We start from the raw sequence: 25,119 nt of genomic DNA, 5'->3' as shown, positions 1-25,119 counted from the left end.
AGTCACTTGAATAGGCCTCAACGAACGAGGCCAATCAGTGATGTCGCTGGCAGCCCTTCAACGCCAGCAGCGTCGAGCCCTTTGCGCAAGGAGATACCCTATGAAGCGTTCCGCTCTTGCTGGCTTGTTCATTACCGCTGCGATGCTGGCGTCCCCGGTCTTCGCGGCCGGCAGTGACAAAGACTTGTGCCAGATCAACCTGGATAAACTCAACAACGCCAAAGCGACGCTCGCCACCGACACCACCGGCAAAAGTGGCGAAATCGACACGATCGTCTCCCAGGCCATGGCATTTCACGCGTCTGGCGATGATAAGCAGTGCATCGAAGTCACCAACAAAGCCCTGCAAGACCTGCAAAACAGCAACAAAGGCGGCAAGTAAGCAATAGGGCCAACCTTCGGGTTGGCCTTCGGTGACCGTTTGGCGTACACTGCACAGGCTTGTCACTCACTAAGAAACAACGAGTTACAAGCACGGGGCCGTTTAGGATTCGACGCCGGTCGCGAAACTTTAGGTGCATGCCGAGTTGGTAACAGAACTCGTAAATCCACTGTTGCAACTACTTATAGTTGCCAATGACGAAAACTACGGCCAGGAATTCGCTATCGCTGCGTAAGCAGCCTTAGACCTGAGCTTCTGGTACCTTCGGGTCCAGCAATCACCAGGGGATGTCTGTAAACCCAAAGTGATTGTCATATAGAACAGAATCGCCGTGCAGTACGTTGTGGACGAAGCGGCTAAAACTTACACAACTCGCCCAAAGCACCCTGCCCTTCGGGTCGCTGAGGGTTAACTTAATAGAAACGGCTACGCATGTAGTACCGACAGCGGAGTACTGGCGGACGGGGGTTCAAATCCCCCCGGCTCCACCACTTCATCATCTAAAGACGTCCACGGACGTCTTTTTTTGTGCCTTGAATTCAGTAAATACGGGGGCTCCAGGGCTTCCGGGGACTTTTGAGGATTTCTGAGTTCCAGGCGCTTTGGTATCCCAGGTGGTATCCCAGGCTTCCAAGTGCTACTTTCAGGATACCAAAACGGTGCTGGAGGTAGCCCCTATGCCTACTAACGCAACCCGCCTCTCCGATCGCCAGCTCAAGGCAGTCAAGGCAACTGGTAAAGACTTCGTCCTCAGCGACGGCGACGGCCTGCAGCTTCGAGTACGCGCCAGCGGCTCGATGATGTGGAATTTCAATTATCGCGAGCCGTTGACCAGAAGCCGTCTTAATATGGCGCTCGGTCCATACCCCGACCTCTCATTAGCGAATGCTCGGAAGAAAGCAGTCGAGGCGCGAGAGCTACTTGCTCAAGGCATTGATCCCAAAGCCCAGCGCGATGAGCAAAGGCAAGCCAGGCTGGCTGAGACCGAACACACCTTCGAGAAGATAGCCACCGCCTGGTTCGAACTGAAGAAAGACTCAGTGACGCCAGCCTATGCCGAGGACATTTGGCGTTCACTCACGCTGCATGTTTTTCCGAGCATGAAATCGACGCCGCTTTCTGAAGTCAGTGCTCCTATGGTGATCAAGCTCCTTCGCCCGATTGAGGCCAAAGGCAGCCTCGAAACAGTGAAGCGGCTGAGCCAACGACTCAACGAGATCATGACCTACGGGGTCAATTCAGGACTGATCTTTGCGAACCCCCTCAGTGGCATTCGGGCGGTGTTCAAGAAACCCAGGAAAGAGAACATGGCCGCGCTACGACCTGACGAGCTTCCGGAGCTCATGATGGAAATCGCGAATGCCAGCATCAAGCGAGTCACGCGCTGTCTGATCGAATGGCAGTTGCACACCATGACCCGCCCTGTCGAGGCAGCCACCACTCGGTGGGCAGACATCGATTTCGACAAACGCATTTGGACCATCCCACCGGAGCGCATGAAAAAGCGTCGCCCGCATACCATCCCGCTGACTGAACAGGCACTCGCGTTACTGGAGACACTCAAGACCCACAGCGGCCACAGAGAATACGTGTTCCCGGCAGATAGAAACCCGCGTACCCACGCTAATAGCCAGACCGCCAACATGGCGTTGAAACGCATGGGCTTTCAGGACCGCTTGGTCAGCCACGGCATGCGCTCCATGGCCAGCACAATTTTGAACGAGCATGGGTGGGATCCGGAGCTAATCGAAGTCGCACTGGCGCATGTAGATAAAGACGAAGTTCGTAGCGCTTACAATCGGGCTGATTACATCGAACGGCGGCGTCCGATGATGGCCTGGTGGAGTGAGCACATCCAGAAATCGGCCACCGGTAGCCTGTCGGCATCTGCCATCAATCTAACCAAGAACCGCAACGTGGTGCCGATACGCTAAGCGTCCAAAGATTGGCGACACCGGCGACAATCCGTGCAGTCCGTGTCGTGCATCATGGCGACAAAATGTCGACCGTCGCTAAGTCTCTCGCATGCCTGCGCTTCTTCGGCCAAGCCCCTGAGTATGGGAAGGCTCCGCATTCCCATACTCAGGGGCTCACGCTTAAAGGTCTATCAAATAACTACGACTTGCGCCTTTCTGCGGCGGATCAGCCCTGCTGTTAATTCGTAGTAGTAGACGGTCGCTGGTGCTGAACAACGCAGATAGTGACCCAAAAACCATCTCACATGCTTTTCCCGCCAGCCCCATGGAGTGGCACACCCCCAGTGCTCACGAATCACCTCGTGCATCCTTTCTGCTTGCCTGATGTGTCGCTGCCGCGTGACATGCGCACCTTTGAGCACCGGACTCAGAAACAACGTCATATCAAACTCGGACGTCATCGAAGGCCTCCGATGTAGGCACTCACCACATCGATGCGGTTATGTCCCAACTCGTGGCTGATTTGCTGTCGCGCACGCTGATCGAGCTGGCGATCTTCTCGATGCCTACCACCGCCATTGATGGGTGCAGGGAAGTCAGTCAGTTGCTCATAGCGCTCACAAGCGTAAGCCGCCCGCAGCTCATGAAAGCCTTTTAATCCATGCTGATGCAGAAGGTCCCGCGCCGGTCGCACGACTGTCTGAATGAAGTCTTTGTAGCTTTCGTCGGGCGCCAACAAATTCCGACTGCCACTGGGTGAGACCTCACTGGCTCTGTCCAGCGCCTCTCGGACTTGATCCGTGACCGTAATCCAACGCGGTGCAGATGCGCCTGATCGACCGCCTTTGGTGCCATCCTGGATGTTGATCTTGCCCAGTCGTTGAGCCTCTCGCTGCAGCCGTGGCAGGTCCGCCAAAATCGCTTCACGCAGGCGCATGCCGGTTTCCCGGGCGAGAAGCACAATGGCACTCACCCTCGATTGCTGTCGCTCTGACAGCGTTTGCGCAATCAGCCTGACCTGCACACGGTCTTGGCCTTGCGGGGCACCACTACGCACGCTTGAGCGCTGCACGCCAAGCGCCTTGCTCGGACTGGGGATTTTGACGTACTGATCACCGCGCAGCGCGGCCATGGTTCGGTTCACACTGGACAGGCGGTTCTGCGCGGTGGCAATGCCGACGTTGCCCTGATCAACCTGCTCCCTCACATAAGTGGCGTACCGCATGAGGATGTCACGGTCGATCTGCCGCGCGTCATTGAGCCTCGGACCTTCCTCGGATCGACACCAATTCACGAAGGCCTGCCAGCGATCGCTATGGGCTTTGACGGTAGCGAAATGGCCGTCGCCAAACAGATCCTTTAGTGCTTGCGGTCCGGCATAGCGGAGCTGGCGACCGAAGCCGAAATTACGCCCAGCTCGCCTACCGACCCGAGCCATTTTTCTGCTCCTGATCGACTGCCGCGAGATCATGCAAGAGGGCTTGCCAGTGCGCACTCACGATGGCGAGCTGGGCCCAATCAGTCGGGCGAAAACACAGCGTGTTGTCGGTGACGTAGAGATGTGCGCCCTCCTCTTTCAAGCATTGGATGATGGCTGTCGTCGAGGTGATAGCTTTACGGGTGGTGGCGACATCGGCGACAGCGGCGACAACCCTTGTCCTGCTTGGCTTTGAGCGTGGCGACAAAGTGGCGACAGTCGCGGCGACAAACCGCGCTTTCGGCTCCTTTTGGCGCTGAGCCAGATGGTTGCGCAGCGCTTCATCAAGATTAAACATGGCGCACCTCGAAGGTATGCCCGTCGGTGATCAGCCACTGATGATCAATTAACTCGACCAGCAGCTTGGCGGCATAGCGACTGCTCTTACGGGCAAAGCGGGGACCGTTGCGATTCAGCTCTCGAATACTGAAGCGTTTCCAATTCTTGACCTGCAGCCAGCGCAGCAGCCGGTCCGCCTCTTCTTTTACCCGGCACACCGGTTCCTGTTCGGTCAGGCGCTGGATCTCGGTGAGGTAGTAGCCCACCAAGGTGGAGGCCCGTTGGATATGGTCGACGTCCACGACACTGCTCTCCTCCACCACTGCCAGGATGCCGGCGACGCGCAGCAGGTTGTCGGCGGCCTTCGATCCGCTGGGCCGCACGCTGGCCAGCTCGCCAAACTCACCCAGCTGAGCTTCGATGGCATCATGCAAATCAATCCACCAACGACGAGCCAGTGGACTGAGGCTCAGCGGTGACAGCCGCAAGGCACCGTCAGAGGTAAGTGACCAGGGCTGATGAAACAGCGCCGAAAGGCGGTGGTGATAGCGCTTTAGGGCGGCATCTTTGGACAAGTCGACAGCCTGATAACTACGTTGTCCAGCCAGGCTGGTGGGCCAGGTCATCAGGCAGCGGCCGAGGATGCCTTGCCCTTGCAGTAACGGGTCACTGAGTAACTGCATGGCCAAATACGGTTGCAGCATCAAGTGCAGGCTCAGGCGTCGGTCGTAGGCTCGCAGGCTTTCGCCGGCCATGGAGCGAGCACGATCAATCGGGCTCCCGTCCCAGAGTAACGACAAGGTCGTGACCGCTTTCAAACGGTTATCCCGACTCATGGTGCTGCTGCCGAGGAATTGTCCCCCTTCATCGCAGAACAACCCCATGCTCGGCAGGTCATGGCAGAGCCCTTTGATCAGCGCTTCAATAGTTGGGTCCGTGGTAATCAGCCTGGGTGCAGAGGGCTCCGCTTCGAGCGGTACACCGTTCGCGGAGTCGGGATCGGCAGGGTTGATACGCTGCACCTGGCGCTGTGCGGCGCGGTACCGGGCAAGCTGTTCGCGGTAGCGCTGCCACTGCTCACGCTCCCATTGTCGTGCAGGCAGCAAGGCACATCGGTCTGCCGCGGTCTTGCGATCACCGGATGCGGCCACCGTGATCAGGTACAGCGACAGGGGATAATTTCTCCCGTCGAGCTGTAAGCCCGCATGACCTTGAGTGGCCAGCGCCGAGGCAGCCAGCGCTGATTGCGCAGCCAGTGCCTGGGGCACACCGATGACCTCGGCCATGCGCTCAACCGCAGGCCCAAGAATCCCACCCAGTGCCTGGACCGGATAAGGCTCGGCCACGGGGCTCGACTCAATCAGCGGTCGAGGCGGTCGTGGTATTTCAAGCTTCGGATCTAACTGCTGCATGGGCCCTCTCCTCGGTAATTGCTGGTTGTCCTCACGTAGTCCCGCCACGGCTGTTGAGTGTTATCAGGGATCAAGGCCCCTGCGGCCTGTGAGGTGTTCACTAACGCGGAACGCACGGCTCCTTACGACCGGGAGCGAGGGCATGAACCCATGAATCTGGCCTCCTTAGACGCATCCGAAGATGCGGGCGGGTGGAGGCTGTGCCGACTGACGAGTTCGGCACCTAGAGATCCTGAGCGGGAGAAGGCAACAACATCGACACCTGAGGCATGCCTGACTGTCAGTCAGGTGCAGCCTTTCCATAGGTTGCGGCACCGGCGCCTGTGTCGTTGCGGATGGCGACGAATCGGCTTTGTCAGGCCGATTGTCACGAGGAGAGTCGCGGCAATGCCTTGTACGACGTGGCTTGCAGCAGTGGTACGAGCGCCCGTCTCTTTCCAGGAGAAAGAGACGGGCGCGGTCTGGCGCAGCGAAGTGTGCCGAAAGGTGAGGTTGCTGCAGCGCAGCGAGGTAGGTCCATCGTCTGCCGCATTGGGCAGATAAGTCGAGTAGGCATCCATCACTCTCGGGGAGTGACCGTGCGAGCCGCCGGATGCTAATCGCACTTCGGGAGAACCACCACGAAGTGGCGTAGCCTTGAAGGTTCTGGCTACCTGGGCAGGTGCTGTCAACGACAGCGATCCGTGCGCCAATTTTTATACCCACTCGAAAAGGCGGTCAAGCACTCCGGGGAAAATGGGCAAGAAGTGGCGACTGTCGCCACCTTTGTCGCCATGCTCCAGGCCCCGCTCTGCATAGGTTGTCGCCGCTGTCGCCAGTGTCGCCACTTCTCTGGCCATGGCCCCATAACAAGATCCGATCTGACGCTGGAACAGCACACGCTCGATAGACATCAAGTGCAATTACTGACGGGCAAAGGAAGCGTAGCGATAATCAGATATGAAATTAGAGGGTGGAACGTCGTGGACTCGAGGCAAGCGAGTGAACCCTCCGATCGGCACGATCAAAGATCGCTTGATCGGAGGGTTTGGCGGAAAAGCAAAGCCTCAAGTGTCAAAGGCAGCCTCAGGTAACATGGTCAGCGTCTGCTGTATTCGGCTGGCATTCGTCTTGGCCGTATATCCTGCGGGCGGTGGCAATGAATATTAATACCGCCGGTAGCCCATGCTCAGTATTTCACCCCCCATTTTCGCTGACTTATGCGCCAGTCATAGGCTTAGCGCAGCGGATAGATAGACCCACCCCTTTTCTTTTTCTTACGCTTGAACAGGTTCAAGATTTTTCGAATGATGCTCATGCTTTTGCTCTCGATAGAGGCCGAGTTCGGCGCTGATAAGTTTCGCAAGTTGTTCGTTGCCCAGATCATTGAAATGGACACGGTCTACAAACAGGGTTTCATTGAATACAGGTGATCGTTTGAGCATGGCATTCATGTCCAGGCAACGGATGTCGCCGGCTTTCGCTTGGATATGCCTGAAAAACGGCGCGTGCACTTCCTTGCCCAATACACCGCTGAACAGCCGGTAGAAGTTGTTCGGGCAACTGTCGATGGCATGGAAGACTGCCTCTTCAGCAGGCGTTAGCTGGTCCCGGCACCAATGGGACAAAGGCTGAAGGACAAAGCTCAGGGTGGCATTACTGCCGGACAGCAGCAGCTTCCACTGCTTCAACGCCCCCGTGATGGATTCGGCAGCGCGCTCAAGGCGGGCATCCAGTGAGATTCCGTCGTCGGTGATTACTTCATCTGCCGGATTCTGGTAGAACAATGCCCTCTTGCAGCGCTGTAGCCAGGATTCACCACCCTTGGACCCGAACGAATTCTTCTTGCGTTGCATGTCCTCGTTGAACTTATTCATGTAATGCTGGAATTCGAAGGAATAGTAGTAACGCCCATGCTCACTAGCGAATTCGTCCGGGATACCTTCCAGTGCTAAGGTGTTGATACCACTGAACACCACTACATGGCCGATTTCCCCCAAGCGTTTTTGATGCATCAGGAACATCAATAATTCCTGGGTAGAGTTGTAGCCGCGCCCGGCAAAATTCAGCCACAACTCGCCGGTCAATTCGCTGAGCCTGGAGGCCACGGTGGATGCATCGCGTGTGGCGCCAACACCCAAAGCAGTCGAGCCGCCTACCAGCAAGTTGACCTTGCCATTCGCTGGAAGCTCTGTGACTGAGAAACGCTGGCCTTCGAACTCGCTGTAGCGAAATCCGAACGCGTCAGTATTGATCGTCGGCGATCGAAAGTTCTTCTCATGGAAGTACATGGTGTAGGGCACCCAGCGCGCCCCAATGTGCATGAAACTGTCGTAGTCGCGGATTTGCGGGGTCCACTTATAGACCTCCTGCACGGCCTGGTGGTGATCCAGTACGGGTTTCTCAGTCGAGGGCATAGTGCGTTCTCCAGTCGGTATCTTCATTCCATTGAGGCTGTTCGGGCTTGGTCAGCAGAAACTGGCCGATCACGAGGCAGTCCATTTCCGTGCGCATAAAACAGCGGTAGGCGTCTTCCGGACTCTCAACGATGGGCTCGCCTCGGACGTTGAACGAGGTGTTGATGAGTACCGGGCAACCCGTCCGCCTGGCAAATGAGGTGAGCAGCTGACGAAACAAAGGATTGTGCTTCCCATCAACCGTCTGCACCCTGGCGGAGAAATCCACATGAGTGACCGCCGGTATCTGCGAGCGCTTGAGTTTGAGCTTCTCGATACCCACGTAACCCACTTCGTCAACGGTCGGCTCACGCTTGTCGGGCTGTACCGGGGCGACGATCAACATGTAAGGCGACGGCTGATCCAGATCGAACCAATGATGTGCCTCCTCAGCTAACACCACCGGTGCGAAGGGGCGAAACGACTCGCGGTTCTTTATCTTGAGGTTCATCACGCTTTGCATGTGTTCGGAGCGGGGGTTACCCAGGATCGACCGCGCGCCGAGAGACCGAGGGCCAAACTCCATGCGCCCCTGAAACCATCCGATCACTTTGTCATCGGCAAGCTGGGACGCTGTCGCCTCAATCAATGCCGAAGGGTCGAGCTTTTGATAGTTGGCTTTCAGCTGACGCAGATTCTGTTCGATGTGGGCATTGCTGTAGTCATTGCCTAGGTAAGCGCCTTGCATGCTGTCTTCGACACCATCTGCTTCGCGATGCAGGCCAGAATTTTCGTAATGGCATTGCAAGGCGGCGCCCAATGAACCACCGGAATCCCCTGAGGCTGGCTGGATGAAAAGGCTTTTGAATAGTCCGGAGCGCGCCAGTTTGCCATTGGCCACACAGTTCAGAGCTACACCGCCTGAGAGGCATAGGTGCTCTGCTTGAGTCATTGCCTTGACCTTGCGGGCCAGACCCAGCATGACCTGCTCGGTGACCACCTGAATTGAGGCGGCCAAGTCCATTTCCCGCTGAGTGATGCGGGCCTCAGGTTCGCGAGGCGGGCCGGCGAACAAGGCCTCAAAGGCGTCGCTGATCATCCGCTCGCCGATCTCGTAATCGAAGTACTGACGGTTCAGGGTAAAACTGCCGTCGTCTTCAATCTGGATAAGGTGCTCAAGGATGGTATCGACGTACTTCGGTTCGCCGTAAGGCGCTAATCCCATGAGTTTGTATTCACCGGAGTCGACTTTGAATCCGCAGTAATACGTAAACGCCGAATACAACAGGCCAAGGGAATGGGGAAAGCGAATCTCGAACACCGGTTTAAGCTGGTTACCAGTGCCATGCCAAGCCGTAGTGGTCGACCACTCCCCTACACCGTCGACGCACAACACGGCGGCGTCTTGGAACGGTGACGGGTAGAACGCCGAAGCTGCATGACTCAAATGATGTTGGCACAGGTATAACGGCGGCATCACAACGCCGGGGAAAAGTGCCTCCAGCTCGCTGGCGAGAATGCCGCTGACATTCTTTCGCGCGAGAAACTTGGTGTAGTTTTTAGCGAACGCCAGCGCACCTCGTGGAAAATTATTTTTATAGGTTTGGCAGATCCGCTCAAACTTGATGGCCGGGTCTTCGTAATAGGCTAGCCAACTGACATCAGTCAGGCTGATACCCGCCTGATCAAGGCAAGCGAGCAAGGCTTTGGCCGGAAAGCGCTTGTCCTGTTTGATCCTCGAGAAACGTTCCTCCTGCAAAGCACAGACGATTTGTCCATCCTTGAGCAGGGTCACCGCGCTGTCATGGTAGAAGGCTGAAATTCCAATGATGTAGGTCATGCTATCCCCTGTACGAAGGCGAATAGCGCAATGGCGAAAAACAGCACAGGAGGCAGATAGTCAAACCAGGTAGCGCGCTGGATGGTGGCCCTCAAAGAGTGAGCGGTGAGCCCGACTGTCATGTTCACAAGGATCCCACCAATATTGAAAATGAGTCCGTAGAGCAAAAAATGCAGCCAGGCGGGACTTGCGTCGGAAGGCACGAATTGCGGCAGCAGGCTAATAAAAAACAGGCCGATCTTGGGATTCGACAAGTTGATAAGCATGCCTTTGCTGAAGGCGTAGTTGGCAGGGGCAGGCGGATTTTCGCTAACCACAGCGGCATCGGCAGCAGCTCGACGAGGCCAGGAAATATAAGCCAGATACAATAAATAAATAGCCCCCGCGATCTGCACGGCGCGATACAGCAGCGGCACTTCCTTGAAGATCAGCACCAGGCCGAACGCTGCCAGCAATACGTAGAAAAACACCCCGAACTCAACGCCCGCCGCAGCCCGCAGGCCAGTTCGCACACCGTGCTTCAAAGACTGGTTCATCACATAAAGCATTGCCGGTCCAGGGGAGAGGTTGATGACCAGTACTGCCAATATGAAAGATAAAAATCCGTAGTTCATAATGCATCCTGCCGTTGAGTGATTTTGTTGAAACTGCGTTGTGCAAAGGCTCGCAGAGTGGATAGCAATGACTCAGCGGGAGGGCTTAACGCTCGATATCCGACCCAGACGCGCTGCCAATGGTGGGAGAGTTCTTTGTGCCCGCCGCTCTGCGCCACATCATCCAGGTGCTGTTTGATGGCCTCTATCGCCCAAGCCGTATGACCGCTGACCACGTTGTCGATGGTGTTGTGCAGGTCGGTAAACATTGAGCTAAAACCGTAGTGCCGCAACACATCGGCTGAGCGGCGATACTCGCCCCCCACGCCCGACAGCTCCATTGCGAGATTCAGTCCCAGTGTTTCCGGTTGGAAACTTTTCGGAAACAGTGAGATGGCCATCCAGAAAACGGGAACCTGTAAGCACTCACTGTCGAAATGTGGGGATGAAGCAAAAGACTGCGCGGTGAAGTCCCCCAACTCAACGCCCATGCTGGCCAGCAAATCTTGATAAATATTGCCGTGATGGATTGTGGTGTCGCCTTGCCCGAGCTCATCAAGCAGGGTCCGATACAGCAGCGCACCGATGGGACTAGTGGCGCTGGTGACGATATTTCGCAGCCAAGCCCCGTCGATTAAGGTCAGTGGCGCAAGTTTGATTGCGTCGGCAATGATCTCCTTACGTGTTTCTTCCGGAGCGTCCGTCAACGGCCGATAGCTTTCAACTTGCCGTTTATGCTGTGCAGCCAGCCACAGACCTAATTGATGATGACTGTATGGGCTGAACGGCAGTCCTTCTTTCTGCACTGTCTGGCGATGCCGGGCCAGCCAGCGCTCTGCAAAGTGCCTGGCCATCGGCAGTGCATCCGGTGCTTTATCAATATGAAGGAACAGGGGATAAAGCTTTTGTAGAGGGTATCTAGAGTATTTCGCCAGCGCTTTCTGCCTGGCCTCTGCGAACGCTGTATCACATGGCACAGCAGGGTATTCAATATGTGAAGTGGTAGGCGGCAGAGCGGCATCAGGCCCCTTTTTTTCGGTATTAAGCGTTGCAATCCAAGTATCAACGACGTGGATGTCCCTCGTGGAAAAGACACCGAACATTCTGCCTTTCGGATTGCTGATGAGATTCATCAAAGCGCTTTTTCCTGGCTGGCCAGCCTTGACGTAGCGAGAGTTCGCTAGCGCCTGAATCGTTGCATGTGCATTGAACGTTTGCGGATTCAGCCAATGGTCAATGGGTTGATCCGCCAGCGTCCCACGCTTGTGATAACCGCAGCCATGAGGGCCTAGTTTCTCAACCAAGGCGACCATGTCTTGCGCATTGCTGAAACGCACATCATCCATTAGTTCGCGGGACAGACGGCTTTCATTTTTGTGAATAAAACCCATTGCGCAAGCATGACCTGTGGCTATTTGCGCATGAGATTTCGGGTCGACCTCAGCCAAGTAATGGTCAATGGCCGCCAGAGCCAGCGGACGATAGCTACCACCTGAGGCTTGTCCGAAGAGTGGATTTCCGGCCTCCTCATAAAGGGCATTGAGTTGATCGAGATAGCTACATAACGCAAGGTTGACGCCCAAGGTTTCTGGGAATCGTGTTGCTGGAAACAATGCCAAGCCAAGCAAAAAAACCGGGAGCTCGAAAGCAGCGTCCTGAATGCTCGGGTGTTGGCTGAAGCTGTTTGCGAACACTTCACCCAAATTCACCCCAGCCTGCCGTGCAATTTGGTCGAATTGATAGCTCTGGCTAAGTGTAGGGTGCCCGCCCCCCACGATTTTTGCGTGGGTCTGAAGCAATAACCCAGCGTCCTTACGCCACGCGTACGGGATAGAAGTTACTCCGGAGAGCCAGCCGCCAAGAGTTTTAAACAGTGGCGCATGCTGATAATAAAAATGCTGCCGCTGTTGCGCACTTCTCAGTCGATTAAGAACGTCTTGCCGAATTCTCTCGCCAATTGTTTCGGCCTCACTCTCTCCCACGAGAATAAGTTCGGCGAAATTTGAGACATCGGCAGTACCACGGTAACTGTCCAAACAATGATTAACGTTGTTCCAGACCAACTCGACCAGCCCATGACATTCCTCCTGATTGATCAGCCTGAAAAACCACTGGCGAGAGCCCTGCTGAAACTTTGCGAGTTCTATCGGAGGGACTCCGAGAAAGCTCGGTGCGTCGTCATCAGGCAAAAGGGGGGAAATACCAACCATCACTCGATCCTTGTCTGGTAAGGCTTTACCTGCTCGCGGAATTAGTCACGTGCTAGCCCACAGCAGGCTGAAGCAGTAACTCGCGGACGTTGTAGATCAGTCCCAACAGCGCCACCAGCAACAAGGCGACTCCCGAACACTTGGAAATTAGCTGTTTGTTGGTGTCGTTGAGCAGCTTTCTGGTAATGAAAATGTAGGTCCCCAGAATGAGCAGGTCGATCACAACCCACAGCAACGACAGCAGCAGCAGGCTGTGCCTCGATGATGAGGTGACCTGAATGAATTGGGGAAAGAAGGATATGAAGAAGATAATGTCCTTCGGATTTGAAATACCCACGATGAAACCGCGCCATAGTCCGCCGTGAGCTGCATTTTCCACAGGCGTTTCTGTACCAGCAGATGCGGGCAAGCTCTTGAGCGTATCGAGTGCTAAATAACCAATAAACAGGCAGCCCATCAGACTGAGAATGTTCAACAATATGATGTTAATTGCGGCGCTGGTAAGAATAATGTATGACGCCAATGCAATCAGCACCAGGGAAGCCCAGTTCGTCCCAATTGCCGTCGAGAGCGCCTTCCTCGGCCCAGCGACGCTGGCTGTAGCGACTACTAAGGCGACGACGGGGCCCGGCGTCGCTATCAGTAGCATAACGGTCAAAATATAAGTTGCAGTTAATGCAGTATTCAAAGCTTTTTCGCCCCTTTGGTTGGTTACTTTAGACTCATCCGAAAAGGACACCGCTCATGACTCAGCGACCCTGGTTCTTCGAGTTGATACTGTTTTATTTCAAGACTGCCACGCTCACCAAAAACGCCAAGTGTCTGAGACTTGATGCCTTCGTTGTAAGCTTCGGATCTTGAGCGAATACGAGCGCGAATACGTTGACCACTCACCGAGTTTCCGGCAGCTACGTGGTCAAAATTTTCCCGAGGGTTGATCACGAAAACAATATGCGAACCTAAGTTCCTGCTTTTCATCAACCTATGTTTAGGGAAACTCATATTTATAAACAGGGGCATACCCAGGAAGGAAAACGACCAATGTTCGCTATGAAGGTCGGCTGGAATCGCTTCTGGCCAAGGCCCGGGATCGTGGTCATGCAGTTGCTGTAAAAGACTCCAGGCATAGAGTTGCTCAAGCTCAAGCGAGCCAAAATCATTTCTCTCAAACAGCACAATTAGGGGCTTACCTGTCCTATATTTTAAAGACCAAGACTCTGCTTTTTTTACATATGAAGTTAGACCGGCAATAAAATCCGCAGCCTCGCTTTCTTTACTTACAAAAAGCAGTTCAGCGCTCGAAGAATTCACCGCTTTTTTTCCGAACAAGCAGGGGAAGTCGTCTTGGCTGACGATGGACTCAAATGCGTTTAAGGCCATCATCATCCATGCCATCTTTAAAGACTCACATGCCTCTACATATTCAAGCAAATCCAGCTTGTTAAAGCATCGTCCATGTATAGCTAACATTACATCTCCAAGAGGAACCTCTAAAAGTTATATGCATATAGCTTTTTTAGAGGCGCATTTTGAGAGAGGAGTCGACCGTTGTAAAACGAGTTAGATTATGATCTAGTATTACCTTTACTCATGGTAGAAATTGTCATGACCGAAAGGATTCCAGCACTGTATTCGCTACGTGCATTCGAAGTTGCAGCACGTTTTTGCTCCTTCAGTAAGGCTGCCAGCGAGCTATCGGTTACTCAAAGCGCCGTCAGTCATCACGTCAAAGCCCTCGAAGAGCTCTTCGGGTGCAGTCTCTTTGAACGTCACGGACCGAAAATCAGCCTCACCGACCGAGGACGTCTGTTGGCAGAAGAGCTTAAAGTAGGTTTCAAAATCATTGAAAGTGCTTGTGAGCTTTTAAAAGTAGACCGCCATCGTCTTCGCCTCAAGGCGCCCTCGACGTTAACGATTCGCTGGCTACTCCGGGCGCTTGATAAATTCAACAGAGTCGAGGGCAATTGTTCTGTCCAACTGTCAAGCGTCTGGATGGACGTTGATGAAGTGGACTTCTACTCAGAGCCATACGACTGTGCAATCCTCCTAGGAGACGGCAATTTTGGTGCGGATGTGGAGAGTTTCAAATTATTTGATGAGTGGTTGATTCCCATTTGTAGTCCTGGGTACAAGGGAGTCGGTGACTTTAAGTTGTCGTCACTCAATAAATATGAATTGCTGCACCCGTCCACTGACCGGCGAGACTGGCGGCGATGGCTGAAAAAAATGGGTTGCCTTGACACCATCAATCTTGAGCGAGGCCAGCTGTTCGATACCTTGGATCAGGGGATTGCGGCTGCCTTGCAGGGAATGGGAATATCTGTAGCCGATCTCGTGCTTGTTGTCCAAGAAGTAGAGCTCGGCCAACTGCGGCTCCCCTTCAACAGCGCGGTGGCAACGGGCGATGGCTATTACATGACTTGGCTTAAAGCCTGCCCTAAGGCAAAACAGATGACTCAATTACGAGAATACCTTTCAACTCAGGTACCCTCCCTACCGGCCACAGATATCGATTATCTACGCTAATGATAGGCCACGCTTCAATCGCTTTCGGCGATGATTGGGATCAGCCCGAACTTTGTGGGTACTTTGAAATGCCGCTAGGGCGATTGCTTGCTTCACCAAAAATTTGTGGGCGTGCCGTAGCAAGGTATTCCAATTGGTATGCCAGCCAAAAACCAAAACAGATATTAATCATAAAAATCAATATGATAAGAGCCGTGTTCAGATTACCCCGGCTCTAAAGACGTCCACGGACGTCTTTTTTTGTGCCTAGCATTCCACCACCCACAATGCTAGCGTCACCCCATGACTACCCATTGCCTCACCACAACAACCACCACCACGACCGCTTCAAGCGGAGCGTGCGAGGTGTCGTGAGCCAATAACAAACGAACACTTCAAAGGCCCGCCAGCGATGGACAGGGCCTTTTTTGTGCCCTTGTGTCGCTGGTTCACACGCAAGGAGATGCACCTATGTACGCCCTGTTGATACTCGATATCCAAGTCGGACTCATCCACGGCCCGGAAAAGCCCTGGCGCTGCGCCGAGCTGTTGGAAACGCTCAACACCCTGATGGACAAGGCCCGCAGCGCAGGGGCGCCGATTTTTCTTGCGCGTCATATCGGCCCCGCTGGCTCGCCAATCGAGCCGGGCAGCGCGCTTACGCAGGTTGCACAGGAACTGAAGTTGCTGGGTGGGGAAGTGGTGTTCGAAAAGCGTCGGCCTAACGCTTTTTCGATGACTGACCTGGCTGACAATCTGCGCTCCAGCGGCGCGACCGGCGTGGTGGTCACGGGGATGAAAACGCAATACTGCGTCGACAGCACCTGCCGTGCCGCGCGTGATCTTGGCTTCGATGCGGTACTTATCGCCGACGGTCATACCTGTTCTGATACGCCCTTGATGAAAGCCGAGGCCATCGTGGCTCATCACAACGCCACGCTCAATGGGCCGTTCTGCCAGTTGGTTCGGGCTGAGGACTGGAGCTTTTAGCAGAACCTGACGACGGGAGAGGTCAACAGGGCCGGGCTTCGGAATTTTCCCGCAAGATGCCGCGCTGTTGATGAACTAGCGCACTCCAACCAACAAGCCTAGCCTCCCCCGGTCGCTGCAAAATCAGCGACCGGGTTTAGCAGCTCGGTTAATATCAAGGCCTGCAAAGCCACCATCCGTTCGAGCGATGCTTTCAGCATCCGCTGGTTCGTATCATGGCGGCTGTGCGTGGGGCACTTTCGGGTGCGCCGGGTTCCTTGATTCCTGGTCTGCTAACCCGCGTATGGTCGCCACCCTTTTCGTTTAGCAGCGATGTCTGGCGACTCCATCAATCAAGGAGTTTCAGCCATGAAAAAAATCACCCCCAATCCCCCAACCACCCTCTTCACCCTCGCCGAAAATATCCACCCCGAAACCCTGCTAATCCAAGCCAGCGAAACCCTCGCCTGTCTCAACGCGATGACCACCGACCTGGCTTTCGAGCTTGAAGGCGCGCACCGCCACAAGTTGCTCGCCGCTCAGCAATTGATCGTTCTGGGTGAGCTACTGGTCGAACGAGTCTTGAACACCCAGCCATTCACTACCCATCCGCCACAACCCTAAAACACGAAACCGGGCGAGGCGCCTCAGCGTTTCTCGCCCGCTGGCATCCCCTCACACTTCCCATTACCCTGACGGCCTTTATCAGACAATCGGAAGTCAGATACCCGTGCTCAAGCCCTTAGCCGTCATCGCCCTCTCTGTCATGCCCTTACTCGCCACCGCTGCTGAGCTGGCCGGGGTTTGGCAAGGTACTTTGGGCAAGTCCGCGATCACCGTCTGTTTCAACGGTGCCGACGGGGAGCATGGCAGTTATTACTACCAGCGCATTCGTACCCCTATCCAATTGACTCAGGCCAAGGGCAACGCTCCCTGGGTGGAGGAAGGCAACACCGGTTTCTGGGCCCTGCAAAAACCTCAGGGCGATGCCCTTTCTGGTGCCTGGAGTAAAACCACCGGCGGCACGCCGCTGCCACTGGCTTTACGCCGCATTGCCACGGACGGCTGCGGCAGCGATGCCTATAACGCGCCCCTGGAAGCCGCGCCGCTGCCGATCAAGACCGAGAAGAAGACTTTCGAAAACCATGCCTACCAACTCAAGACTCAGGGCCCCCGCGTCACGCTCAAGCTGGAGGGCGGCGGCCCGGCGGTGCAGAAGATCAATCAGCAACTCGCCGCTCTGGCCGTCAATGACGATGATCTAACCGACTACTTTCATGAACGACGTGAATACCTGGGTCGAAACGGCTCGGCCTATACCAGTGAAATCGAGGTTGAGCCTAGCTATTGGTCGTCGCAATTCATTACCGTGCGGTTCTACCGCTGGGCCGCGGGCACAGGCGCCAGGGGCATCAGTTGGGGGCTGCACTCCTGGAATCTGCAAACCGGCGAGAGTGTGGACCCATGGACTTGGTTCGGCGGCCATCAGCAGTGGTACGACGCCTATTCCGGGCACTTGAAGCTGCCGGCCGCCTTCAGCACCTGGCTGGCCAAGCAAACCAGCACCGACGAGGGCTGCCCCGCGATTACCGATTACTCCAGCTTTGACCTGAGCTTCAACACCCAGGGCCTGCGGCTCGCCACGCCGGCCAATGGTGACGGTTGCGACAACGACCTGACCTTCACCTGGGAGCAGTTGGAACCGGTGCTGACCGAACAAGGCAAAGCGGCAGTGCCCAGGTTGAAACTGCCCTGATGCGCCCGAGAAAAACCCCACAGCCATTCACCAAAGGTTAAGAATCGCGCTCGTATACTCCTTGACTACCCATGACCGGTCGCCCGATCGGTCTCATGCCCCGGTAGCCAGATTCCATGACGCGTCCCGCCCCCCTGCTGCTCTTGCTTGCTGGTCTGTTGTTCTTTTTCGCCCTTGGCAACCACGAGCTGCAGGGCTCCACCGAGGCAAGGGTGTCCGGGATTGCCATGGCGATGCACCTGGACAATGACTGGGTGGTGCCGCGCCTGTTTCAAGAGCCTTTCCTGGAAAAACCTCCCCTGAGCCTGTGGCTGGACGCCGGCGCGATTCGTTTGTTCGGCGCCAGCACCGGGGCGGTGCGCCTGGCTTCGGCGTTTGCCGGGTTGTTCAGCGTGATGCTGCTGTACGGGATGCTGCGTCGCTTCGGGCGGCCGCAGACGCTGGCGTTCAGCGCCGCGCTGATCCTGGCGACCATGGCCAGTTATTGGGGCAATGTGCGCGGTGTGGGTGAGGATTCACTGCTCAGCCTCGGCGTGACCATGGCATTGCTGGGGTTTTACCAGGCTCTGCGGCCCGAGCGCGAAGGTTCCAGTGTGTGGGCCTGGGCGTTGTTTACCGCCGGCATGGTGATCGCCACCCTGAGCAAAGGCGTGTTGGGGCTGGCGTTGCCGGGCATCGTGATCTTTGTGTACTTGGCCAGCACCAGCCTGATGGATAAACGCCTGCGCATCGGCGACTGGCTCAAGCCGGCGTTGTTCACGCTACTGGCTTTGGTGCCGCTGCTGATCTGGCTGGGGTTTCTGTTTCAACGTGGCGGGATGCAGGCGGTCGGCGAAGTGTTGTGGACCAACAGCGTTGGGCGCTTCAGCGGTTCGTTTGTCGAGGCCGGGCATTACGAGCCGTTCTACTACTACATCGCGAAGCTGCCAGAGGCTTTTCTACCCTGGAATATCCTCGTGTACCTGGGCCTGTGGCACTTTCGAAAAAGCCTGGTACACAACCGCTACCGCCTGTTTTTCAGCGTGTGGCTGGTGGCGCAGTTCACCCTGCTGACCCTGGCTTCCAGCAAGCGCACCGTTTACCTGATGGCACTGACCCCGGCCGCTGCGGTGCTCGCCGCAGAATATGCAGGAGTGCTGTTGGAGTGGCTCAAGGCACACAAGCCAGCGCTGTACCGCTACCACCGGGGCGTGATCATCAGTGCATTCAGCTTGGCAATTGCCAGCTACCTGATGGCTGCGTTCTGGTTCGCCCCCAAAGCAGACAAGCGTGAGTCTTTCGTGCCGGTGATCAGTCAGGCCAGGGCGTTTCAAACCGAAGGTAGGGATGTGGTGATGTTCCAGCCCAATGAACGCATTGCCGGGGCGAGCGTGTTCTATCTACAGGCCTACTTGCCGATCCTGCAAACCGAAGCGCAGTTACACAGCTTTCTCACGGCCAAGCCCGGCAACATTGCATTGCTGGACAACACCCGCCAACTGAGCGGGAAGGTCACGGTGATCAAAGAGATGAAGATCGGTCGCCAGCCTTACTACTTCATCGAGCAGTAAGGCCAGCGCACGGCGGGATCAGTGCTTGGTGAGCTTATCCAGATAGCCCATGGCAAAGGCCGAGACCACGAAGGTCATATGGATGATCACGTACCACATCAGGTGATCGGGATCGACGTTCTTGGCGTCCATGAAGATGCGCAGCAGGTGGATCGAGGAAATCGCCACGATGGACGCCGCCACTTTCATCTTCAGCGAGGAAGAGTCCATGGTGCCCAGCCAGTTGAGCTTTTCCTTGTTTTCATCGATATCCAGCTGCGACACGAAGTTCTCGTAGCCGGAAATCATCACCATCACCAGCAAGCCCCCCACCAGCGCCATGTCGATCAAAGACAGCAGCAGCAGGATCACTTCCGCTTCCAGCATGGAAAAAATGTTGGGAATCACGTGAATGATTTCCTGGAAGAATTTCAGCGCCAGGATCAATAAACCCAGGGACAGCCCCAGGTAGATCGGCGCCAGCAGCCAGCGTGAAGCGTACATAGTGTTTTCGATAAAGCGTTCCATGGGATCTCACACAGCTTGGCTAAAAATGGCGGCGAGTATACCAGCCGCTACAAGACACCTGTAAGCACGAGAAAACTGACCCAGGCGGCATCTGTAAGAGAATTTTTCTGCTAGTGTCGAGCCCCTAAACTCGGCTCGATGACGTCGGACAGGAAGAAACTCAGATGATGGATGTGCGATCCCCTTTGGCCAGCATCGGCCTGTGCACGGCATTGCTGCTGGCCAGCGGCTGCTCTCCCAGCGACGAGCAGAAACAGACGACGCTTGAAGAGAAAACCGCCACGTTCGAGCAGTCCCTCGACAGCATCCAAGACCCCAAACTGCGCGACGCCATCGCCGACCTCGGCGGTTCGCTGTTATTGCTGGAACGGGCGCGAGTCAAGCTGGCCACCAAGCCCATCGAAGCCGAGTACGGCGAAGACACCCTCGCCTTGCTCAAGCACTACCCAACGCCCCAGGCGCTGGTGGACACCTACATCAACGGCCTGTTCGTGCTGCGCAAGACCTCCCATTCCGATTACCTGACGGATCTGCAACCGGTCTTCCCGTTCAGTTTCAACATGCCCGACCAATTCCCCTTCCCCCATGGTCTGGAATGGCAGTCGGTCACCTTGAGCAACAACAAAGTTGTGCCCTTCCAGCCAGAATGGTCGGAAACCGACCCCGGCATTCAGTTAAGCCCCAGCAGCTCCAACCTGACCAACCCCGATGACCTGACGGTGACCTACCCCTTCATCGACGGTATCGAGACGGAAAACAAGAGCCAACCGCAGCCCGTCACGCTCAAAGGCGCGGTCGAAGTCATCGCGCCGGGCAAGGTGCTGACGTTCGATCTGTCGAAAAAGGACGTGGGCCACAAGCACACCGAAGGCACTATCACGCTCAACTTGCTGCTGCTGGAGAAGAACTACGCGGAAATCGAGCTGACCAACAGCGCGCCGCTGGCACCGCAAGTCGGCGACGAATCGCCGAACCCTCTGCTGGTGCAAGCGCGGGACAGTACAGGCCAATTCCTCACGCGCGCAGGCTCGATCAACGAGAGCGCTGCGCAAGTGGCGTTCTACGAGAAACAACTGGCTGAGATGCAAAAGCAGAAGGCCTGGTCGCAAGGGTTCGAAAAACAGCTCACGGATGAACAGAAAGCCTTCGAACTCAAACAGGGCAATCATTACGCCAAGGTGTACTTCAACGGCCTGATCGATAACCTGCAGGTCAACGTGATGGACTTCTCTACGGCATCCGTCACCCGCAAGGACCTTGAACTGCCAGTGCTGCGCTTCGACAAGAACAGCCTGGAAAAGACCGTACAAGCCTTGCCGATGCCGGTCACCGTGTACGACGACAGCGCTGCCAGCTGGCTCAAAGACGCAGCCATGACCGAAGATCAGCTGAAAAACAGCGTCAGCATCAGCCAGTCCGTTGAGGACGCCAGTGCCGCGCATGTGGTGTTCGACCACCCATTCACCTTCAACGACGACCTGGTGGGTGCCGAGCGCAACAGCAGCGTATCGCCGATTACCTTTTTTACGGCGGACGAAAAAGGCGAGCGCGGTGACCCCATCGAGCTGCCGACCGAAGCGTTCGAGCTGAACCCGACCCGTGGCACCCTCACCTACGACCTCAACCTGTTCCCGGAAAACCCGGCGTTCGTGGTGGGCTCGATCCCGCTGTTTTTGGCGACTATCGAGAAAGGCGAGTTGGACGTGACCAAGCTGCCCAAGGGCTTGTCGCTCAAGGACAACGCGCTGGTCGTCGATCAGAAAGACTTCCCCGCCGACAGCTGGCGCTTCTACGCCAAGGACGCCAGTGGCCAGTACCTCAAGGAAATTCTGGGGGTCAGCCACCGCGCCGAGGAGTACGGCACGGCGATGTTTGACGTGCATTATTTCTACGGCCGACCGACCGCACTGGAAAGCTACCAGCGCACCGACCTGAACACCGTGCAATACGGCTTTGAGGTCAAGCTGGACAAACCTGACAGCAAATGACCACCGCTACAGCGCAAGCGGTTCACGGTTGCCATTGAGCTGTCGCAGGTGGGCCTGCATGTGCAGGCACCAGATCTGCGGGTCGCCCGCCACCTCATAGCCGTGCTGGGTCAGGCTGTCCACGATGGACTCCAGAATGGTTTGCGCCGCAGAAGACCCAGGAAACGGGCCTTGGGACTTGATGGTGGACGGCTGTTCACCGGACATTCCGGCGGCAAACAATACGGTCCACATTCCGTTATCCCCCGCGAGAGGGCGAATGGAGCATTCGATACGGGTGACCAGGCCGAAGCACTGGCGGGTAAGGCAAAGGTTGCGCGGCATGGCGGCGACCCTCGGTAGATCGGTGTTCAGCCCGGCCTGGGGCGAGACTGTTTCTATCCAGCGACTCCTGTGGATATCCCTAAAGCAGAGAATAGAAGAAAACCGCTACAAACCAAGGTTGTAGAGACCAACGGTGGTGGGCGCTTATGGTTGAGTCAGTTTATTGGCAACCTCACCAAATCTGTGGCGAGCAAATCCGTGTGGTAGGTGATCCCCCTGTGATAAGCAATCCCTGTGGTGAACAGTCCCTGTGGTGAGCAGTCCCTGTGGTGAGCAGCCCTGTGGTGAGCGGGCTTGCCCGCGCTGGGCCGCGAAGCGGCCCCAAAACCTTCACCGCGATTGATTCTGGCACTCTGCGGTGACCTTATTGGGGCTGCTGCGCAGCCCAGCGCGGGGCAAGCCCGCTCACCACAAGAGCCTGCTCACCACAAGAGCCTGCTCACCGCGAGAGTCCGTTCACCACAAGAGTTCGCTCATCAGAACGCTGGCCCATCACAGAGACCCGTCAGCTCACAGGTTTCGCTTCCGCCAACGCCTGCTGCGCCAATTCCTTTTCCGCCTCCTTCAAGTCTTCCTCGCTGATCATCTCGGCAATCGCCCGCAAACGCTCGACCACCCGCGCATTCACCGTGCCTTCCGGGAATTGCCCTTCGGCGTCCGGCTCACCCGCGTCCTCGCCCACCAACAGGCTCAACGCCTCATCGGCCTGGCGCACCGCGTATATATGGAACTGCCCGGCGCGTACGGCCTGCAGCACCTTCTCATCAAGCATCAACGTGGCGACGTTGGCCTGGGGAATGATCGCCCCTTGCTCACCGGTCAAACCGCGCGCTTCGCAGAGGCGGAAGAAGCCTTCGATCTTCTCGTTGACCCCGCCCACCGCCTGCACTTCACCAAACTGGTTGATCGAGCCGGTGATGGCAAAGCATTGCTTGAGCGGGGTTTTCGACAGCGCCGAGATCAAGGTGCACGCCTCGCCGAGGGACGCACTATCGCCGTCTACATAACCGTAGGACTGCTCCAGCGCGATGCTCGCCGAAATCGCCAGCGGGAATTCCTGGGCATAACGGCTGCCCAGGTAACCGGTCAGGATCATTACGCCTTTGGAGTGAATCGGCTGGCCAAGGTTGACCTCACGCTCAATGTCGACAATGCCGCTGCCGCCCGGGTACACCGTGGCGGAAATCCGCGCCGGCACGCCGAACGCCGAGTCACCGACTTCCAGCACCGTCAGCCCGTTGCACTTGCCCACGGCCGCACCCGCGGTGTCGATCAGGATCACCCCGGCGAGCATGTCGTCGAGAATCCGTGCCGACACGCGGCCGGTGCGGGTGGCCTTGGCCTTGAGCGCGCGCTCGATATGGCCAGCGTCGGTCATCTCATCGCCCGCCAGGTGACGGATAAAGTCCGCCTCGCTGACCAGCTGGAACAAGTCACCAATACGCGCCGACAAACGGCCCTGATGCTCCGCCAGCCGTGCGCTGTACGTCGCCAGCCGCGCCACCGCGTCCGAGGTCAGCGGCGCCATGCCTTCTTCCGATGTGCGGGTTTTGAGCAACTGGGCGAACTGCTCCAGGCTCTCATCGACCATTGGAATGTCTTCGTCGAAATCCACCAGCACCCGGAACATCTCCTGGAAGTCCGGATCAGCGTCCTGCAACGCGTAATACAACTGGCGCGAGCCGATGATGATCACCTTGACCTGCAACGGGATCATCTGCGGGTTCAGGGTCACCGTCGCCAGGCGGCCCAGCTCGCCCAGGGGCGATTCCATCTTCAGCTTGCGCGATTGCAGGGAACGCTTGAGGGCGTCCCACACGAACGGCTCGCTGAGCATTTTCTCGGCTTCAAGGATCAGGAACCCGCCATTGGCACGGTGCAAGGCGCCCGGCCGCAGTTGGCGATACGTGGTGTAGAGCGCGCCCTGGTCGGTGCTGTACTCGATACGGCCGAACAGGTTGTCGTAAGTCGGGTGCGGCTCAAATACCACCGGTGCGCCACCGTTGACGGGGTGACCCACCACCAGGCTCGGGCAATATTGCTCTTCGAGCAGCTTGCGGGCCTGGGCGTCGGTCTTGGCGTCGTCGACCAATTGCTCGACCACGGTTTTGAGCAAGTACACCTGCATGGCCTGCAGGTAACCGCAGACGGCTGCGTTCTCGGCGTATTTTTCCGACAGTGGCGCCAGCAAAGGTTGCAGGGCCAGGGTGATGGTTTCTTCGTTGAACTGACGCAGTTGGTTGTTGGACTCACGCTTCCACTGCGGCAGGCTGGCCAACTCTTCGTTGAGGCGCTCTTCCAGCTCGGAAATATCCGTGTGGAAACGCTCGCGATCCACTTCCGGCAGCTGCGAAAACTCGGCCTCATCCAGCGCCTTGCCGTCGAGCATCGGCGTGAATGCAATGTTGGTGCTGTCGCGGTACAGCGCCACGTCCTTTTCCAGGGCCAGACGCTCGATCACGTCCAGGGCCTTGTCGTAACGCTGGTTGAAGGCGCGGTCGATGGCGCTTTTGCGCTGTTGATAAGTCGGATGCTCGAAGACCGCCGGAAAGGTGGCCACCAGGTTATCGACCAAGCCATTGATATCGGCAATGAATGCTGCCGCCGCACCGCCTGGCAATTCCAGGGCACGGGGTTCGCGCGGCTCGTCGAAATTATTCACATAGACCCAGTCCGACGGGGTCTGCAGGCGTTTGCCTTCAGCTTTCAGGTAGCGTTTGACGAACGAAAAACGGCCGGTACCCGGCTCGCCCATGACAAATACGTTGTAACCGGGGCGTGGCATGGCCACACCGAACTGCAACGCTTCAACTGCGCGTTCCTGGCCAAGCACACCGCGAAAGGGCTCCAAATCATTGGTGGTCGAGAAGCTGAACTGTTCAGCGGAGAAAGGGCGAGTCAGCGCTTCGGGCGCTAGACGCAGGCTGGCAGCAACAGGATCAGGCATCGGGCTTCCTTACATCAGGCGGGGCAGATGACGGCATTCTGGCTCTCCGTTGCGCGCTCTGGCAAGGCGAGCCTGTGGGAAAGCGTAGA

General features: G+C 56.5%; 21 protein-coding genes and 1 other RNA gene. 9 read left to right on the top strand and 13 right to left on the bottom strand.

Annotation, left to right across the window (positions count from 1 at the left end):
• Window positions 1–100: 100 nt before the first annotated feature.
• From EJD88_RS10030 to EJD88_RS10020, 3 genes are all read left to right on the top strand, one after another.
• Window positions 101–382, top strand: a complete 282-nt coding sequence (locus EJD88_RS10030) for a hypothetical protein (protein WP_099584776.1) — start codon at window positions 101–103, stop codon at window positions 380–382.
• Between the two features lie 94 nt (window positions 383–476).
• Window positions 477–873, top strand: a transfer-messenger RNA (tmRNA) gene (gene ssrA / locus EJD88_RS10025).
• 186 nt (window positions 874–1,059) lie between these two features.
• Window positions 1,060–2,316: an integrase domain-containing protein gene (locus tag EJD88_RS10020; protein ID WP_158877878.1), complete on the top strand. Its 1,257-nt coding sequence runs from the start codon at window positions 1,060–1,062 to the stop codon at window positions 2,314–2,316.
• 173 nt (window positions 2,317–2,489) lie between these two features.
• On the opposite strand, the gene EJD88_RS27195 is transcribed toward EJD88_RS10020, so the two are convergent.
• The 10 genes from EJD88_RS27195 to EJD88_RS09975 all read right to left on the bottom strand — a co-directional run bounded on the left by EJD88_RS27195 (window position 2,490) and on the right by EJD88_RS09975 (window position 13,954).
• Window positions 2,490–2,759 (bottom strand): hypothetical protein, encoded by a 270-nt coding sequence (locus EJD88_RS27195; protein WP_256673705.1) that lies wholly within the window; start codon window positions 2,757–2,759, stop codon window positions 2,490–2,492.
• On the bottom strand, window positions 2,756–3,736 hold the full coding sequence (locus tag EJD88_RS10015; RefSeq protein WP_158877877.1) for an integrase domain-containing protein: 981 nt from the start codon (window positions 3,734–3,736) through the stop codon (window positions 2,756–2,758). Before EJD88_RS10015 ends, EJD88_RS27195 begins: the two co-directional genes overlap by 4 nt.
• Window positions 3,720–4,073 carry a hypothetical protein gene (locus tag EJD88_RS10010; RefSeq protein ID WP_158877876.1) on the bottom strand — a complete coding sequence of 118 codons (354 nt, stop codon included), beginning with the start codon at window positions 4,071–4,073 and terminating at the stop codon, window positions 3,720–3,722. Before EJD88_RS10010 ends, EJD88_RS10015 begins: the two co-directional genes overlap by 17 nt.
• On the bottom strand, window positions 4,066–5,466 hold the full coding sequence (locus EJD88_RS10005) for a YfjI family protein (protein WP_158877875.1): 1,401 nt from the start codon (window positions 5,464–5,466) through the stop codon (window positions 4,066–4,068). Before EJD88_RS10005 ends, EJD88_RS10010 begins: the two co-directional genes overlap by 8 nt.
• 1,256 nt (window positions 5,467–6,722) lie before the next feature.
• Complete coding sequence (locus EJD88_RS10000) at window positions 6,723–7,862, bottom strand: SGNH/GDSL hydrolase family protein (protein ID WP_158877874.1); 1,140 nt, start codon at window positions 7,860–7,862, stop codon at window positions 6,723–6,725.
• Window positions 7,849–9,681 carry a carbamoyltransferase gene (locus EJD88_RS09995; protein ID WP_158877873.1) on the bottom strand — a complete coding sequence of 611 codons (1,833 nt, stop codon included), beginning with the start codon at window positions 9,679–9,681 and terminating at the stop codon, window positions 7,849–7,851. The genes EJD88_RS10000 and EJD88_RS09995 overlap by 14 nt, the downstream gene beginning before the upstream one ends.
• Window positions 9,678–10,295, bottom strand: a complete 618-nt coding sequence (locus EJD88_RS09990; protein ID WP_158877872.1) for a LysE family translocator — start codon at window positions 10,293–10,295, stop codon at window positions 9,678–9,680. The genes EJD88_RS09995 and EJD88_RS09990 overlap by 4 nt, the downstream gene beginning before the upstream one ends.
• Complete coding sequence (locus EJD88_RS09985; protein ID WP_158877871.1) at window positions 10,292–12,484, bottom strand: iron-containing redox enzyme family protein; 2,193 nt, start codon at window positions 12,482–12,484, stop codon at window positions 10,292–10,294. Before EJD88_RS09985 ends, EJD88_RS09990 begins: the two co-directional genes overlap by 4 nt.
• A 52-nt stretch (window positions 12,485–12,536) precedes the next feature.
• Window positions 12,537–13,172 carry a LysE family translocator gene (locus tag EJD88_RS09980; protein ID WP_160385063.1) on the bottom strand — a complete coding sequence of 212 codons (636 nt, stop codon included), beginning with the start codon at window positions 13,170–13,172 and terminating at the stop codon, window positions 12,537–12,539.
• Between the two features lie 23 nt (window positions 13,173–13,195).
• The gene (locus EJD88_RS09975) at window positions 13,196–13,954 is read right to left on the bottom strand and encodes a YqcI/YcgG family protein (RefSeq protein WP_158877870.1); all 759 of its coding nucleotides are present in this window, start codon (window positions 13,952–13,954) and stop codon (window positions 13,196–13,198) included.
• Between the two features lie 135 nt (window positions 13,955–14,089).
• Between EJD88_RS09975 and EJD88_RS09970 the strand changes: the two genes are divergently transcribed.
• From EJD88_RS09970 to EJD88_RS09950, 5 genes are all read left to right on the top strand, one after another.
• Window positions 14,090–15,010 (top strand): LysR substrate-binding domain-containing protein, encoded by a 921-nt coding sequence (locus tag EJD88_RS09970; protein ID WP_158877869.1) that lies wholly within the window; start codon window positions 14,090–14,092, stop codon window positions 15,008–15,010.
• Between the two features lie 450 nt (window positions 15,011–15,460).
• Window positions 15,461–15,979 (top strand): cysteine hydrolase family protein, encoded by a 519-nt coding sequence (locus tag EJD88_RS09965; RefSeq protein WP_099584765.1) that lies wholly within the window; start codon window positions 15,461–15,463, stop codon window positions 15,977–15,979.
• A 348-nt stretch (window positions 15,980–16,327) separates the two neighbouring features.
• Entirely contained in the window at window positions 16,328–16,582 is a 255-nt protein-coding gene (locus EJD88_RS09960; protein ID WP_158877868.1) for a DUF6124 family protein, read from the top strand.
• Window positions 16,583–16,688: 106 nt separating this feature from the next.
• The gene (locus EJD88_RS09955) at window positions 16,689–17,714 is read left to right on the top strand and encodes a hypothetical protein (RefSeq protein ID WP_158877867.1); all 1,026 of its coding nucleotides are present in this window, start codon (window positions 16,689–16,691) and stop codon (window positions 17,712–17,714) included.
• A 116-nt stretch (window positions 17,715–17,830) separates the two neighbouring features.
• On the top strand, window positions 17,831–19,264 hold the full coding sequence (locus EJD88_RS09950; RefSeq protein WP_158877866.1) for a glycosyltransferase family 39 protein: 1,434 nt from the start codon (window positions 17,831–17,833) through the stop codon (window positions 19,262–19,264).
• 18 nt (window positions 19,265–19,282) lie between these two features.
• On the opposite strand, the gene EJD88_RS09945 is transcribed toward EJD88_RS09950, so the two are convergent.
• A complete protein-coding gene (locus EJD88_RS09945) occupies window positions 19,283–19,771 on the bottom strand; it encodes a TIGR00645 family protein (protein ID WP_099584761.1) in 489 nt (162 codons plus the stop codon).
• A gap of 164 nt (window positions 19,772–19,935) precedes the next feature.
• On the opposite strand from EJD88_RS09945, the gene EJD88_RS09940 reads away from it, so the two are divergent.
• On the top strand, window positions 19,936–21,759 hold the full coding sequence (locus tag EJD88_RS09940) for a hypothetical protein (protein WP_158877865.1): 1,824 nt from the start codon (window positions 19,936–19,938) through the stop codon (window positions 21,757–21,759).
• Window positions 21,760–21,765: 6 nt separating this feature from the next.
• On the opposite strand, the gene EJD88_RS09935 is transcribed toward EJD88_RS09940, so the two are convergent.
• On the bottom strand, window positions 21,766–22,083 hold the full coding sequence (locus EJD88_RS09935) for a hypothetical protein (RefSeq protein ID WP_099584759.1): 318 nt from the start codon (window positions 22,081–22,083) through the stop codon (window positions 21,766–21,768).
• 505 nt (window positions 22,084–22,588) lie between these two features.
• On the bottom strand, window positions 22,589–25,030 hold the full coding sequence (locus EJD88_RS09930; RefSeq protein WP_099584758.1) for a Lon protease family protein: 2,442 nt from the start codon (window positions 25,028–25,030) through the stop codon (window positions 22,589–22,591).
• Window positions 25,031–25,119 lie beyond the last annotated feature (89 nt).

Source organism: Pseudomonas sp. PB105 (assembly GCF_009764655.1).
Taxonomy (GTDB): Bacteria; Pseudomonadota; Gammaproteobacteria; order Pseudomonadales; family Pseudomonadaceae; genus Aquipseudomonas; species Aquipseudomonas cyclaminis.
This window is presented reverse-complemented; position numbering and strand designations above follow the sequence as displayed.